We start from the raw sequence: 15,212 nt of genomic DNA, 5'->3' as shown, positions 1-15,212 counted from the left end.
CGCACCGTCGCGTAACTCAAGTACCCCTTGGTTTGGCGCGGGCAGTGGCTTGCGCGACCAAAGGGTCATCTGGCCAGAAATGCTTGGGGTACCTGCCCTTCAAATCCTTCTTCACCTCGAGGTAGGTCGAGCGCCAGAAGTTCGCCAGGTCCTGGGTCACCTGGACCGGGCGCCGGGCTGGGGACAGCAGGTGCAGCTTGAGCACTTGCCTGCCGTTGGCGATGCGTGGCGTGTCGGCCTGCCCGAACAACTCCTGGAGACGAACGGCAAGCACGGGAGGACGCTCGCTGTAGTCGATACGAATACTGGATCCCGAGGGTACCGCCACCGTCTGGGGTGCCAGGGCATCCATTTGCTGCGGCAGCGGCCAGGGCAGGAGATTGCGCAGGATCGAAGACAGATCGAGCTGGGCGAAATGGCTGAGCCGGGCGACCTTGCCGACATAAGGGCCCAACCATTCGTCCAATGATTGCAGCAACGTCTCATCCCGCAGGTCGGGCCATTGGCCGACGACACCCGCTTCCTCATCCAGTACCCGCAGCAGCTCCACGCGGGCCTGCCACTGACGAAGGTCAGGCGTCCAGGGCAGAAGCTCCAGGCCTTTGCGTCGAACATAGTCGAGCAGCGCCTGCACGCGCGCCTCATCGCTCAGAGAGGCCAGTGGCGTGCGCGACAGCACGAGCTCGCCAACCTTGGTTTGTCGTTCGGCGCGCAGGGCGCCCTCTCGCTCATCCCAGTCGAGCTGGTCCACCGTGCGGACCTGCTCCTTCAGCACGGTGTCGAACAGCGCCGCGTCGAGGTCGGCGGCCAGATAGATCCGCTCCTCCCGCTGGCCCTGTCGGCTGCCCAGGTCCGCGATAACCAGCCAGGCGTGCTTCATCAAGGCGTCCGGCTCGGTGAACATCGCTGCCCGGCCATTGGCCAGGCGATATTCGGCCCCGCCATCACGTCGTTGCTGGGCGACACGGTCGGGATAAGCCAGCGCGAGCAGGCAGCCCACCCAACGTGGATGATGAGGATCGGCGACGGCTTGCGACACAGGGCCGCGCAGGTAGGATCGATACTGCCTGGAAAGTTGCCTGGCGCGCTGGGCGCCCCCCTGCTCACCGCGCTGGGCACGTTGCTCACCGCTGAGAATGGCCAGTCGACTGTGCAGGTCAGCGCCCGCGCCACGCTGTATATCCCGCTCTCCCAGCAAGGCCGCGATAGTGCACGCGGTTTCGGCCAGCCCCAGCTCGTGACCTCGCAGCAGAAGATGGGCGATTCGAGGATGGCTCGGCAGCTCCGCCATCGCCTGCCCGTGCCGGGTCAGTTGCCCATCCGCCTGGAGCGCGCCAAGGCGGCGCAGCAAGTCGTTGGCCTGTGCGTAAGCAGCCGCAGGGGGTGCATCGAGCCACGCCAGCTCATTCGGCTGGACGCCCCACTTGGCCAACTGCAGCGCCAGCCCGGTCAGGTCCGCCTGCTGGATTTCGGCGGTGGCGAAGCCTGCCATCTGATCGTGCTGCGCTTCGGACCACAAGCGATAGCAAACGCCAGGCTCCAGCCGCCCGGCACGCCCTGCCCGCTGGGTAGCGCTGGCCCTGGAGATCCGCTGGGTATCCAGACGAGTCATGCCGCTGCGTGGGTCGAAGCGCGGAACACGCTCAAGCCCGGCATCGATGACCACCCGCACGCCATCGATGGTGACGCTGGTCTCGGCAATGTTGGTGGCCAGCACCACTTTGCGCATCCCCGGGGGCGCAGGGTCGATCGCGGCCCGTTGCTGGTTCAGATCGAGCTCTCCATGCAACGGGCAAAGCAACGTATTGCGCTTCAGGGATGGGGAGGCATCGAGGCTGTCCTGAAGCCCTGTCAGGACGCGACGGATTTCAGCCTGGCCCGGCAGGAACACCAGCAGGCTTCCCGATTGCTCGGCCAACGCATCGAGACAGGTGCTGATCACTCGCGGCTCGATGTACTCGCCGGCTTGCTGCGGCTTGCCCCAGATCGTCGTGACCGGGAACATCCGCCCCTCGCTGGTGATAATCGGAGCGTCATCCAGAAGGCGCGATAGCCTTTCTCCTTCGAGGGTCGCCGACATGAGCAGCACTTTGAGCGCCGTATCGTCCCGGAACAGTTCACGACCATTGAGCGTGAGCGCCAAGGCAAGGTCAGCATCGAGGTTTCTCAGGTGGAATTCATCGAAGATCACCAGCCCCACGCCCTCCAACGCCGGATCGGCCTGCAGGCGGCGGGTGAGGATACCTTCGGTGACCACTTCGATGCGGGTGCCCGGCCCGACCTTGCTATCCAGCCGGATGCGATAGCCGACCGTCTCGCCGACCTTTTCCCCCAACTCGCTGGCCATGCGCTCGGCGGCAGCGCGGGCCGCGAGACGACGCGGCTCGAGCATGACGATACGCTGTCCGGCCAGCCATGGCTCGTCGAGCAGCGCCAGTGGCACACGGGTCGTCTTGCCCGCGCCAGGCGGCGCCTCGAGCACGGCTTCGTGGCGTTCGGCCAGGGCCTGACGCAGGGCGGGCAAGACAGCATCGATCGGTAAAGAATTCATGGTGGTCCTCAAGCTGGCGAGCGAGTATAACGGCGAACCGAGACCGCTTCGTCATGGTCTGAGCATCAGGTGCGGACGTTTTTGCCCGACCTCCTGCAGTCACCTTTCCGGAGATTCACATGCGCATCCATTCCCGCGTCATCGGTGGCGCCCTCATCGCAGCCCTGCTGACCCAGCTGACGGCCTGCGGCACCATCCTCTATCCCGACCGTCGCGGCCAGATCGAAGGCAAGATCGATCCGGTAGTCGCCGTCATGGACGCGATCGGCATCCTCTTCTATGTCATCCCTGGCCTGATCGCCTTCGGTGTCGACTTCGCCACTGGCGCCATCTACTACCCTGGCGGCAAGACCGCCCAGGTCGACCCGGCCAAGCTCAAGCCTGCGGTCGATGCCGATGGCAAGATCGACAACCTCAAGCTGCAGGCTATTCTCGAAAGCGAACTGGGCCAGCGCCTGCCCCTGAACGATCCGCGGCTTATCCAGCACCGTGGCAGCGTTGAACAGCTGGCCGCCTTCGGCTTGGTCCCGGCCGCCTGAGCGACACCGGAATGACACGCCACGCATGACTGCCACCGCCGAACATCAACGCCTGCTGCGCCTGGCCACCCGTGCTTCGCTGACGGTAGCCAGCATTCTCGTCCTGGCCAAGGCCATTGCCTGGTGGCTGAGCGGCTCGGTGAGCCTGCTCGCGGGCCTGACCGATTCGGCGCTCGATGCCGTCGCCTCCTTCCTCAACCTGCTGGCGGTGCATTACGCCCTGCGCCCGGCCGACGACGATCACCGCTTCGGCCACGGCAAGGCCGAGGCCCTGGCCGGTATGGCCCAGGCACTGTTCATTGCGGTCAGTGCGGTATTGATCGGATTCCAGGCGGTGGAGCGCCTGCAGACCCCACAGCCGCTGGGCGACACGGGCGCGGGCATTGCGGTGATGCTGCTGTCGCTGGCGTTGACCGTGGCGCTGCTGGCATTCCAGCGCAAGGTCATCCGCATCACCGGCTCCACTGCGGTACGTGCCGACTCACTGCATTACCGCTCCGACCTGCTGCTCAACGGCAGCATCCTGCTCGCCCTGCTGCTGGCCGGCTTTGGTTGGCCACAACTGGATGCGCTGTTCGGCCTGGGGATCGCGCTGTACATCCTCTGGAGCGCCCTGCAGATTGCCCGTGAGAGTACCTCGATCCTGATGGACCAGGAGCTGCCCGCCGACATTGGCGAACGCATGCAGGAACTGGCCCTAGCCATTCCCGGCGTCAAGGGGGTGCACGACCTGCGTACCCGGGTGTCAGGCAGCCATTGGTTCGTCCAGTTGCACCTGGAACTGCCCGGCGTACTGCCGCTGCATGAAGCCCATGCCCTGTGCGTAAAGGCATCGGAGGCGATCCGCGAGCGTTATCCGCGCGCAGATGTCATGGTGCACGCCGACCCTGTCTAGCGGCGAGAGCACATTTGCTCTGCCTCCCCTGAGCCTCGCCCCTCAGTTGACGCTGTACCCCCGACCGCTCAGGCACGCTGCCAGCGAGCGGCGATAGCCGTTGGCTACATTGGCCGGTGGCGCATAGGTGGCCGTGGCCGGATCGAACCCGGACTGGCTGACGGCCCAGCGATGGCATTGGTAACGATCCTGCTCCTGCTGCTCGGGGCCCTGTCCGTTCGCCGGATAGGCGACGACGTCATAGCCATTGTCCACCTGAGGCTGGGGTTGCGGTGCATAGGCCGGGGCGGACGGATTGACCACCACGTACTCCTGGCTGTCAGGCTGATACTGGTAGTAGGTATCGGCTACCAGGAAGTAGAGCAATCCGCTCAACCACACTTCCTGGGCGTAGGGAGGCAGGTAGTTCACCCGCACGCCATAAGGCGGGCGCACCACGATGTAGCCGCCGCTATGTGGGCGGTACCAGTAGCCGCCTGAATAGAAGTAGTCCTGACCGCGGTAAGGCACTTTCCAGTAACGGTCCGGGAAACGGTCCGTGGTGTAGCCAGGGCGGTATTGCGGCCCCGGCCCCCAGCCATTGCCATGGCCGTCGGGTCGGCCCTGCCAATCACCGCCCGGGCGCTGGCCAGGGCCGCCCGCCTCCCAGTGGCGGATATCGCCGTTGCGGCGCGGAATATCCTGATAGTAGCCCTGGCGCGGTGGCTGGGTCTGGCGCACTTCGTCACGGGAGTTGAGTGGCGAGCTACCTTGGGCTGGACCGTTGGGCTCCTGCTGGCCACCCCAGCCACGCCCGTCGCCCGGCCCCTGGGCCAGCGCCCCGAGGCTGATGCCCATGCCCAGCAAACCAACACCCGCCCACTGCCAGATGCGTGACCTCATGCTCGTCCTCTCGATAACCACAGCGCTTGATGGCAGCAGTCTAACCTGAGGCGGGGGCAGGCAGATGAAATCCCCCCAGGCACACGAGCAATAAAAAAGGGAGGCCATTGGCCTCCCTTCAGGAATTGTCGTCCGTGCTCGACGCTTGTGGCGTCGGCTCACCTCACAGTGTCTTCTGGACGCTGTGCAGCCCGGGGGCCAGGGCGATCCGGTTGGATGGCTGGCCGCGACCGCCCGCTTAGGGCGCGTCGCCGTGGACTTGAGTCCGGGCAGTGATTCTGTTGATAAAGATAGAGGAATGGGTGCGGCAGAGGATTGCGAAGATTGCTCTGATAAATAGCACTTGCGCAATTTTTCACTCAGGATTGATAATTCGCCGCAATCCGAACAGAAAAGGCATTCTTGATGAGCAAGCTCGACCGCTACGACCTGAGCATTCTTGCCGAATTGCAGCGCGATGCACGCATTTCCAACCAGGAACTGGCCGAGCGTATCGGCCTGTCCCCCTCGCCCTGCTCCCGGCGGGTCAAGCAGCTCGAAGACGACGGCTATATCTCGCGCCAGGTGGCCCTGCTGGACCGCAAGAAGCTCGGCCTGAGCCTCACCGCCTACGTGCTGATCGGCATGGACCGCCACACCCCCGAGCGTTTCGAAACCTTCGAAGCCGCCATTCGCAACCTGCCCCAGGTGCTCGAGTGCAGCCTGGTGACTGGGATGGACGCCGACTACCAGCTCAAGGTGGTGGTACCGGACATGGACCACTATCAGAAATTATTGCTCGGCAGCCTGACGCGTATCGAAGGCGTCACCAGCGTGCGTTCGAGCTTCGTGCTCAACCAGGTACTGGCCAGTACCGAGATGCCATTGACCCACCTCCGTTAAAACCTGTAATACCCGGCGTATGATCGGGTCTTCAGACTGCCTGGAGCTTTAAAGATGGATCCCGCCGTTTTCGAAGAATGGATGATGATCATCCTGGTCACCGTGCTGATCGGGTTCATGGGCTTCATCGTCTGGGACCTGGCGAAAAAGTCCAAGGCCGGGCGCTTCGGCACGCTGATCCTGTTCTTCGTGCTGGGGTTGGGGGTGCTGGCCTTCATCATCAAGAGCGTGGTGGTGGGGTTTCTCGAAGGGGTGTAGCGCAGGCCAGCCCAATCGCGGGACAAGCCCGCGATTGCGCCAGAGCAGTCCTATAGCCGTGCCGGCACCTCGCGCCAGCACCCCTGCTCCAGCCCATCGAGGCTCCAGTCACCGATCCGGACCCGCACCAGACGCAAGGTCGGTAGCCCCACCGCCGCCGTCATCCGTCGCACCTGGCGGTTGCGCCCTTCGCGGATCACCAGTTCCAGCCAATGGGTGGGAATGCTCTTGCGAAAGCGTACCGGCGGGTTGCGCGGCCAAAGCGCTGGCTCCTCCAGAAGACGTGCCTCGGCTGGCAGCGTCTTGCCGTCGTTGAGTTCGACTCCATCGCGCAAACGCTGCAACTGCTCTTCGCTCGGCTCACCTTCGACCTGCACCCAGTAGGTCTTGGGCAATTTGTGCTTAGGGTCGGCAATGCGCGCCTGCAAACCGCCGTCATTGGTCAGCAGCAGCAGACCCTCGCTGTCACGGTCCAGACGCCCGGCGGGGTAGATACCCGGGATATCGATGAAGTCCTTGAGCGTGGCGCGCCCCTGGTCGTCGCTGAACTGGGTCAGCACATCGAAGGGCTTGTTGAACAGGATCAGGCGAGGCTCGGCCGGCGGCGCCTTGGGCGGGCGACGCGGGCCGGAAGGACGCGCCGCCGGGCGGCGCGGTTTGGAGCGGGGTGGCAGGGGCATGGATCCTCAGCGGAACGGCGGCTCATCGAAGCTGCGCAGTTTACGCGAGTGCAGCGAGTTGAGCTCGGTGCGCAGCAGGTCCAGAGCAGCGATGCCGATCTTCAGATGCTGGCTGACCGCACGGTTGTAGAAGGCGTTCGCCGAGCCCGGCAATTTGATCTCGCTGTGCAGTGGCTTGTCGGAAACGCACAGCAAGGTGCCGTAGGGCACACGCAGGCGATAACCCTGTGCGGCGATGGTGCCGCTCTCCATGTCAACCGCCACGGCGCGCGACAGGTTGATCAGCGGGCGCTCCTGGGCCCAGCGCAGCTCCCAGTTGCGGTCGTCGTAGGTAAGCACGGTGCCAGTACGCAGACGCTTTTTCAGTTGCTCGCCACGCTCGCCGGTCACCTGCGCCGCCGCTTCCTGCAGCGCCAGCTGCACCTCGGCCAGGGCCGGGATCGGGATGTTCGGCGGCACCACGCGATCGAGGATGCCGTCACGACGCATGTAGGCGTGGGCCAGCACGTAGTCGCCGATGGTCTGCGACTGACGCAGGCCGCCACAGTGGCCGATCATCAGCCAGCAGTGCGGACGCAGAACGGCCAGGTGGTCGGTGATGTTCTTGGCGTTGGACGGGCCGACACCGATGTTGACCAAGGTGATGCCATCACCGTCGGCGGCGATCAGGTGGTAGGCGGGCATCTGGTAGCGATGCCAGACCACACCAGCTACCAGAGCCTGGGCCTCGCCGTTGTCCATGCCCTTCTCGATCACGACATTGCCCGGCAGCACCATGCGCACGAAACGCGGATCCTGGCGCAACTGCTCGAGGCCATGGGCAATGAACTGGTCGACATAACGGTGGTAGTTGGTCAGCAGGATCCACGGCTGCATGTGGCGCCAGTCACTGCCGGTGTAGTGCACCAGGCGACGCAGCGAAAAGTCCACACGGGCGGCGTCGAACAGCGCCAGTGGCAGCGTCTCGGCGCTTTCCCAGTCGTACAGGCCATCGGCGATGTTGTCAGTGGCGGCAGACAGGTCGGTGCTGGGGAACACCCGCGCCAGCTGCGCGGCAGTGATGCCGCTGCCGGCCAGTTCGTCGCCCTGGTCGACCACATAGGGATACGGGATGTTCTGCTCGCTGACACCCACTTCCACCGTCACGGTGTAGTCGTTCATCAACGGGCGTAGCTGCTCCAGCAGATAACCGCGGAAGGCGGCCGGCTGGGTGACGGTGACGCTGTAGGTCCCGGCGACCTGCACCTTGGCATAGGCGCGCGTGGTGGCGGCAACTTCGCCCTGGCTGTAGTAGGTGAGGCGCAGGGCCGGATAGCGGAACTGGGCGCGCTGGTCTTCGTCCGGCTCGGTGCGGTCCTTGAGGTAACGCTTGAGGGCCTGACTGAGGGCCCCGGTGGCCTGTTCATGCAGGGCCGCCAGACGATCGACGGCCTGTTCGGGGGTATCAACGACTACAAACGCTTGGCTCACGCTGGGCTTCCTGTCTTGGAGTGCATGCAGGGTTTCCATCTTGCCTGCCTTCGGCGCTAAAAACACCCCCGGTGGTAAATGGCGCCCCCTTCGCGGGTAAACCCGCCTCCACAGGTGCTGCGCTGTATTTGAAACCAGCGGTGAACGTATGGGAGCGGGTTTACCCGCGAAGGGGCCAACGCGATCAAAGCGGAGTGGCCCTCTCCATCAGGGCCTGGGCATCGATGCCACGCGGCAACGCGCCATACACCCGGCCGCCAGTGCCAAGCCGACTGCCGATAAATGCATCGCTCACCGTGGCATTGCCCGCCTCGAGCAGCAGCTTGGCCTGAATCGCCACGGCGATGTCCTCGGTCAACTGGCGTGCCCGGTACTGGATGTCGCTGGTGTCGGCGAATGCCCCCTTGAGGTTGCCGATGTGCGCGGCCAGCCGCGGATCGCCATGGCCATCCCCCAGCTCGACGAACAGGGCCTCGAGCACGCCCGGCTCCTTGGACAGCGCACGCAGCACATCCAGGCATTGCACATTGCCCGAGCCCTCCCAGGTGGAGTTGACCGGCGCCTCGCGGTACAGCCGTGGCAGGATGCTGTCCTCGACATAACCGGCGCCGCCCAGGCATTCGGCCGCTTCGTTGATCATCGCCGGGGCACGCTTGCAGATCCAGTACTTGCCCACCGCCGTGACCAGACGGGCGAAATGCGCCTGCTGCGGATCGTCGAGCTGATCCAGCGCCTGGCCCATGCGCAGGCTCAGGGCCAACGCTGCTTCGCTTTCCAGCGCCAGATCAGCGAGCACGTTCTGCATCAGGGGCTGCTCGCTGAGCAGCTTGCCACCGACCTTGCGGTGCGCGCAGTGATGAGTGGCCTGGGTCAGGGCCTGGCGCATCAAGGCACTGGAGCCGACCATGCAGTCGAAGCGGGTCATGGCCACCATCTCGATGATGGTCGGCACGCCGCGCCCCTCCTCACCGATCATCCAGGCCACGGCACCCCGAAACTCGACCTCGCTGGAGGCGTTCGATACGTTGCCCAGCTTGTTCTTCAAGCGCTGGATGTAGAACTGGTTGCGCTGATCGTCCGGTCGATGGCGCGGCAGCAGGAAGCAACTCAGGCCTTTTTCGGTCTGCGCCAAGGTCAGGAAGGCATCGCACATCGGCGCCGAACAGAACCATTTATGCCCCACCAGCTCGTAGGCCTGCCCCGGTCCGGGCGTGCCGACCGGATAGGCGCGGGTGGTGTTGGCACGCACGTCGGTGCCGCCCTGCTTCTCGGTCATGGCCATGCCAATGGTCACCCCGGCCTTGTGCCGGTCACCGATGTTGCGCGGATCGTACTCACGCGCCAGTACCTTGGGTAGCCAGTATTCGGCCAGCTCCGGCTGCAGGCGCAGCGCGGGCACGGCGGCAAAGGTCATGGTCAAGGGGCAGCCGGTGCCGGCTTCGGCCTGGCTATGCAGGTAGGTCATCGAGGCCCGGGCCACATGGGCGCCGGCGCGCGGCTCGGCCCAAGGCAGCGAGGGCAGGCCGTGCTCGACCGCAGTGCGCATCAGCTCGTGGTAGGCCGGATGGAAGGTCACCAGGTCGATGCGGTGCCCATAACGGTCGTGGCTGCTGAATTCGGGTTTATGGGCATTGGCCAGGAACCCTGCAGCCATCAGCGGCCCGCCCGCCAAGGCACCATAGGCATCGATCCGCGCCTCGGCCCATCCCGCCCCGAAACGCCTCGACCATTCCTGCAGCGGGACATCGAGGCGGTACAGATTGGCGCCGTCGAGCGTCGGCGGCTGGTTGGTGACTTCGTGGGTTTCGGCGTACTGGTGCAGGTTCATGGGCGGCTCCTGGATCCGAACTGGCCTGGAAGGTCCAGTGAAGCACTCATTACCCATGAGTCAAAGTGGCAAAAGCGCCGATCCTGGCGACCCGACCTACTACGCCCCAGGTCCGGAAGCCATTCGCCCGGCAGGTGCCTGCACCTGGGCCACGGCCACCGTCATCGCCAGTTCGAAGCGGCTGCCCAGGCCACGCGTCGACTCATGGGACAGGCGCGCACCGATGAGCTCGCCCAACTGGCGACAGATCGACAAGCCGATCCCCAGGCCGCCATAGCGCCGGGTCATGGAACCATCGACCTGGAAGAAGCGCTGGTACAGGATGGCCTGGTCCAGATCGTCGAAACCGATGCCGCTGTCGCTGACCGTCACACTCAGCGCCAGGCTGTCGGGGCCGATCCGGCGACCGCGGGCCTGGATCATCACACCGCCCTGATGGGTGAATTTCAACCCGTTGTCCACCAGGCAGGCGAGGCAGCGGGCAAGCTTTTGCGCATCGCACACCAGGCTGTCGGGCAGGTCCGCAGGCACGTCCAGGCTCAGGTACAACCCCTTGCCCAGTGCCTGCCCGGCATACCCTGCCCGCAGCTCCTGCAACAGTCGCCGAAGGCTGAACGGTGCGCCGTGAGCGCGCAGACGGCCCGCCTGGAGTTCGGTGAGGATCAGGATGTCGTCGACCATCGCCATCATGTCCTGTGCCGAACCCACGGCCGTGCGGTGATATTGCGCCTGCTCGGCGCCCATGGGCAGGGTCTGCATCAGTTCCAGCGAACCGATCACGCCGTTCATCGGTGTGCGCAGCTCATGGGTGACGGTGGCGAGGAATTCATCCTTGAGTCGATTGCTGCGCGCCAGTTGCTGATTGAGCTGCTCGAGTTTTCGGCCGCTGTCACGCAACGCCCGCGACTGTTCCTCGCGCAGGCGGTTGATGCGATCGGCCAGGGCCAGCGACAGCAGCGCTACTTCCAGTGCCGCGCCGATCTGGCTGGCGTACATGGTCAGGAACACGTTGGGCAGGTAACCCAGCACCATCAACGTATTGACCAGCCCGCCGAGCAGAAACGCGGTCCAGGCGATGACGAACCAGCGCGCAACGCGCACGCCACGCCGCCAGGCCATCACACCGACAGCAAACACACTCACCGTGAAGGTCAGCGCCAACGCCGTGGCCATGCGCAGCGCCACGCCATAGGACAGGCTGACGGCCAGCAGCATCACCAGCACACCCCAGGCCATCAACAGCAACAACAGCCGGTCGAACCCCGGGCTGAGGCGACGCACCTGCAGGAAGTGACGGGTGAACTGGCAGCCGAACAGACCGGCCGCACCGATGAACAATGGCGTGGCGGCGTTGGTCCACCAGGGGCTGTCAGGCCAGAAGTAAGCGACCCCGGCACCGTTCACCGAGATCTGATACAGGCCGAACGCACCTATATAAAGGATGTAGTAGAGATAGCTGACATCGCGCACGCTCAGATAGATGAACAGGTTGTAGACCAGCATCACCAGCAGTACGCCGTAGATCATGCCCAGTACGTAGAAGCGCCCCGGCTGCGACTCGATGTAGGCCTCGGCCGACCAGAGGGTCAGCGGCGCCTGCACCGATCCCTGGCTGTGCAGTCGCAGGTAGACCGTGGTGGTCTGCTCACGGGGCAAAGGCAGCTCGAACAGGTAGTTGTTCTGCCGGATCTGCCGACTGGCATAGGGCAAGGCATCGCCGGTGCGTTGCGCCAGGCGCCATTTGCCCTCCCCATCAGGCAGGTAGAGCTCCAGGTGATCCAACGGTGGGTAGGCCAGTTCCAGTAACCATTGGCGGGGCGCGGCTGCTGGCAGACCGACAGGACGCAGGTCGAGTTTCAGCCAGAACACCGACGTCGAGTAGCCGGCATTGAGTACGTCCTGGGTGTGCGTGCGAAAGCGCGAGGCGAACGCTGGCGCGCTGACCTGGTCGATGCTGGCGCTGCCATCCACGTCTTCGTAGACCTGCATCAGCTTGCCCAAGGGGAGTTGCCGGGTAGCATCGTCGAAATCGACCGCTCCGGCGAGCAGGGGCAGGCAGCCCAAGAGCACAATCAGCAAATAGCGCATACAGCCCCAGCATGGTCTGCGCGGTTGCGTCGTGATTGCCTCCCATCCCTTTGAGACGACGAAACCCGGCAGCGCCGTTAATAGAGTTATCCGAGCACTCTAGCATAGCCTTGGGAGCCGTCCAGCAGCCACTGTCAATTTGCCATAAAGCGCTCTAGAACGGTAATTTCAGGCATTACCACAGATTCAAGTTGACCAAATGGTCAACTAAATTGCCGCACTCGCCGATTCGCGCAAAGGGGTTTGATGGTAAGCTCGCCGACCATGAATACCTACAGCTCCCGCCCCGTTGTCCTCTGTCTCTCCGGCCACGACCCCAGTGGCGGTGCAGGCCTGCAGGCAGATATCGAAGCCCTGATCGCCCAAGGCTGTCACGCCGCCCCTGCCGTGACCGCACTGACCGTCCAGGATACCGTCAACGTTTTCGACTTCCGCGTGCTCGACCGCGAGTGGGTGCTGGCCCAGGCCAACGCCGTGCTGGCCGACTCCAGCGTGGCAGCGGTCAAGCTGGGCATGCTCGGCTCGACCGAGATGGTCGATACCGTCGCCGAACTCCTCGCCGCGCATCCGCACCTGCCGCTGGTCTGCGATCCGGTGCTGCGTGCCGGTGGTGGCGGCCGCCTAGGCAAGGACGAGGTCGGCTACGCCCTGCGCGAGCGTCTGCTGCCGCGGGCCACCATCGCGACGCCCAACCTGCCCGAGGCACGCATCCTTGCCGAACTGCCGAACGGCAGCGCAGACGAATGCGCAGAGAAACTTCTGCCGTTCTGCGAGCATCTTCTGATTACCGGCGGCCATGGCGACGAGGTGGAAATCCACAACCGTCTGTACAGCCGCAGCGGCCAGCAACACACCTGGACCTGCCAGCGCCTGCCCGGCAGCTACCATGGTTCAGGCTGCACGCTGGCCAGCGCCCTGGCCGGTCGCCTGGCGTTGGGCGAGCAGCTCGAAAGCGCGGTGCGCAGCGCCCTGGACTACACCTGGCGCACGCTGCGCGACGCCGAGCAACTGGGCAAGGGCCAGTACGTGCCCCGCCGCCTGCCCCTGGACTTCTGCTCCTGATACGAGGCCATCACATGAAGCTACGCGGCCTGTACGCGATCACCGACAGCCAGCTGCTCGCCGGCCGTTTCCTTTCGCATGTCGAGGCAGCGCTCGAAGGCGGTGTCTGCCTGCTGCAGTACCGCGACAAGGGGGACGATGCGGCGCGACGCCTGCGCGAGGCCGAAGCGCTGATGCAACTCTGCGAACGCTACGGCACCCAACTGATCATCAACGATGACGCCGAGCTGGCCGCGCGCCTGGGCGTCGGCGTGCATCTGGGGCAGACCGACGGCCCGCTCACACCCGCCCGTGCCTTGCTCGGGCGCAACGCCATCATTGGCTCAACCTGCCATGCCAGCCTCGACCTGGCCGCACAGGCCGCCAGCGAAGGGGCAAGCTACGTGGCCTTCGGCCGCTTCTTCAATTCCCTGACCAAGCCCGGCGCCCCGGCTGCTAGCCTCGAGCTGATCGAGCAGGCCCGCGCCCAGGTCAAGCTGCCGATCGCAGTGATCGGTGGCATCACCCTCGACAACGCCGCCCCGCTGGTCGCCCATGGCGCCGACCTGCTGGCGGTGATCCACGGCCTGTTTGGTGCCGACAGCGCGCAGGAAGTCACCCGCCGCGCCCGCGCCTTCAACGCCCTGTTCGCTTCCTGATTTCGAGAGAAGACCCCATGTCCCGTTCCGAAACCCTGTTCGCCCAAGCCCAGAAGCACATTCCCGGCGGCGTCAACTCGCCGGTGCGCGCCTTCAAGAGCGTCGGCGGCACCCCGCTGTTCTTCAAACATGCCGAAGGCGCCTATGTGGTCGATGAAGACGACAAGCGCTACGTCGACTACGTCGGTTCCTGGGGGCCGATGATTCTCGGCCACGGTCACCCGGACGTACTGGACGCGGTACGCCGTCAGCTGGAGCACGGCCTGTCGTACGGTGCGCCGACCGCCATGGAAACCGAGATGGCCGACCTGGTCTGCTCGATCGTGCCGTCCATGGAGATGGTGCGCATGGTCAGCTCGGGCACCGAAGCCACCATGAGCGCCATTCGCCTGGCCCGTGGCTACACCGGTCGCGATGCGATCATCAAGTTCGAAGGCTGCTACCACGGCCACTCCGACAGCCTGCTGGTCAAAGCCGGTTCCGGCCTGCTCACCCAAGGCGTGCCGAGCTCGGCGGGCGTGCCGGCCGACTTCGCCAAGCACACACTGACCCTGCCGTTCAACGACATCGCAGCCGTCGAGAAGACCCTCGCCGACGTTGGCCAGACAGTGGCCTGCATCATCGTCGAGCCGGTAGCCGGCAACATGAACTGTGTACCGCCGGCGCCAGGCTTCCTCGAAGGCCTGCGCGCGCTGTGCGACAAGCACGGTGTGGTGCTGATCTTCGATGAAGTGATGACTGGTTTCCGCGTATCGCTGGGTGGCGCACAGGGCCACTACGGCATTACCCCGGACCTGTCGACCTTCGGCAAGATCGTCGGTGGCGGCATGCCGGTAGGCTGCTTCGGCGGCAAGCGCGAGATCATGGGTTGCATCGCCCCGCTCGGCCCGGTCTACCAGGCAGGCACCCTGTCGGGCAATCCGCTGGCGATGGCCGCCGGCCTGACCACCCTCAAGCTGATCAGCCGCCCGGGCTTCCACGACGAGCTGAGCGCCTTCACCAGCCGCATGCTCGATGGCCTGCAACAACGCGCCGATGCTGCCGGCGTGCCGTTCGTCACCACCCAGGCAGGTGCGATGTTCGGCCTGTACTTCACCGGTGCCGACGACATCGTCACCTTCGACGATGTGATGGCCAGCGACGCAGAGCGCTTCAAGCGCTTCTTCCACCTGATGCTCGAGGGCGGTGTGTACCTGGCACCGAGTGCGTTCGAAGCGGGCTTCACCTCCATCGCCCATGGCGAGAAAGAGCTGCAGATCACCCTGGATGCGGCCGAGCGGGCATTTGCCAAGCTGAAGTGACCCACCTGACGGCCTCATCGCAGGGCAAGCCCACCCCACAGCTATCGTCTGTGGGGGCAGGGTTGTACCCCGATGAGGCTGCTTCAGAGCAAAACGTGAGCCCCATCACAAGTCGCACAAATACACCTCGATGCAGAA

General features: G+C 64.8%; 13 protein-coding genes. 7 read left to right on the top strand and 6 right to left on the bottom strand.

The window, feature by feature from the left end; translation table 11 throughout:
* Positions 1–16 precede the first annotated feature (16 nt).
* Positions 17–2,551, bottom strand: a complete 2,535-nt coding sequence (gene hrpB / locus APH44_RS11630; protein WP_054892837.1) for an ATP-dependent helicase HrpB — start codon at positions 2,549–2,551, stop codon at positions 17–19.
* A 119-nt stretch (positions 2,552–2,670) separates the two neighbouring features.
* On the opposite strand from hrpB, the gene APH44_RS11625 reads away from it, so the two are divergent.
* Complete coding sequence (locus APH44_RS11625; protein ID WP_054892836.1) at positions 2,671–3,090, top strand: hypothetical protein; 420 nt, start codon at positions 2,671–2,673, stop codon at positions 3,088–3,090.
* Between the two features lie 25 nt (positions 3,091–3,115).
* Complete coding sequence (locus APH44_RS11620) at positions 3,116–3,985, top strand: cation diffusion facilitator family transporter (RefSeq protein ID WP_054892835.1); 870 nt, start codon at positions 3,116–3,118, stop codon at positions 3,983–3,985.
* Positions 3,986–4,027: 42 nt separating this feature from the next.
* Here the strand turns inward: APH44_RS11620 and APH44_RS11615 are convergent, their stop codons facing one another.
* Complete coding sequence (locus APH44_RS11615; protein WP_054892834.1) at positions 4,028–4,867, bottom strand: DUF6515 family protein; 840 nt, start codon at positions 4,865–4,867, stop codon at positions 4,028–4,030.
* A 405-nt stretch (positions 4,868–5,272) separates the two neighbouring features.
* Here APH44_RS11615 and APH44_RS11610 point away from each other — a divergent pair, with 405 nt between their 5' ends.
* Complete coding sequence (locus tag APH44_RS11610) at positions 5,273–5,749, top strand: Lrp/AsnC family transcriptional regulator (RefSeq protein WP_016712159.1); 477 nt, start codon at positions 5,273–5,275, stop codon at positions 5,747–5,749.
* A gap of 54 nt (positions 5,750–5,803) precedes the next feature.
* A complete protein-coding gene (locus tag APH44_RS11605; RefSeq protein ID WP_013974331.1) occupies positions 5,804–6,007 on the top strand; it encodes a DUF2788 domain-containing protein in 204 nt (67 codons plus the stop codon).
* A 50-nt stretch (positions 6,008–6,057) separates the two neighbouring features.
* Here APH44_RS11605 and APH44_RS11600 read toward each other — a convergent pair whose 3' ends face one another.
* The 4 genes from APH44_RS11600 to APH44_RS11585 form a co-directional block, all read right to left on the bottom strand.
* Positions 6,058–6,687 carry a pseudouridine synthase gene (locus APH44_RS11600; protein ID WP_054892833.1) on the bottom strand — a complete coding sequence of 210 codons (630 nt, stop codon included), beginning with the start codon at positions 6,685–6,687 and terminating at the stop codon, positions 6,058–6,060.
* A 6-nt stretch (positions 6,688–6,693) separates the two neighbouring features.
* The gene (gene amn / locus APH44_RS11595; RefSeq protein WP_172964794.1) at positions 6,694–8,196 is read right to left on the bottom strand and encodes an AMP nucleosidase; all 1,503 of its coding nucleotides are present in this window, start codon (positions 8,194–8,196) and stop codon (positions 6,694–6,696) included.
* Positions 8,197–8,341: 145 nt separating this feature from the next.
* Positions 8,342–9,985 (bottom strand): acyl-CoA dehydrogenase family protein, encoded by a 1,644-nt coding sequence (locus APH44_RS11590; protein ID WP_054892832.1) that lies wholly within the window; start codon positions 9,983–9,985, stop codon positions 8,342–8,344.
* 99 nt (positions 9,986–10,084) lie between these two features.
* On the bottom strand, positions 10,085–12,073 hold the full coding sequence (locus APH44_RS11585; RefSeq protein ID WP_054892831.1) for a hybrid sensor histidine kinase/response regulator: 1,989 nt from the start codon (positions 12,071–12,073) through the stop codon (positions 10,085–10,087).
* 264 nt (positions 12,074–12,337) lie between these two features.
* Between APH44_RS11585 and APH44_RS11580 the strand changes: the two genes are divergently transcribed.
* Genes APH44_RS11580 through hemL form a run of 3 tightly spaced genes read left to right on the top strand, consistent with a single transcriptional unit; the run spans position 12,338 to position 15,074 of the window.
* On the top strand, positions 12,338–13,135 hold the full coding sequence (locus APH44_RS11580) for a hydroxymethylpyrimidine/phosphomethylpyrimidine kinase (protein WP_054892830.1): 798 nt from the start codon (positions 12,338–12,340) through the stop codon (positions 13,133–13,135).
* Between the two features lie 14 nt (positions 13,136–13,149).
* The gene (thiE, locus tag APH44_RS11575) at positions 13,150–13,773 is read left to right on the top strand and encodes a thiamine phosphate synthase (RefSeq protein ID WP_054892829.1); all 624 of its coding nucleotides are present in this window, start codon (positions 13,150–13,152) and stop codon (positions 13,771–13,773) included.
* Positions 13,774–13,790: 17 nt separating this feature from the next.
* On the top strand, positions 13,791–15,074 hold the full coding sequence (gene hemL, locus APH44_RS11570) for a glutamate-1-semialdehyde 2,1-aminomutase (protein ID WP_054892828.1): 1,284 nt from the start codon (positions 13,791–13,793) through the stop codon (positions 15,072–15,074).
* Positions 15,075–15,212: the final 138 nt, after the last annotated feature.

This window comes from Pseudomonas sp. NBRC 111143, assembly GCF_001320965.1.
Classification (GTDB): Bacteria; Pseudomonadota; Gammaproteobacteria; order Pseudomonadales; family Pseudomonadaceae; genus Aquipseudomonas; species Aquipseudomonas machongensis.
This window is presented reverse-complemented; position numbering and strand designations above follow the sequence as displayed.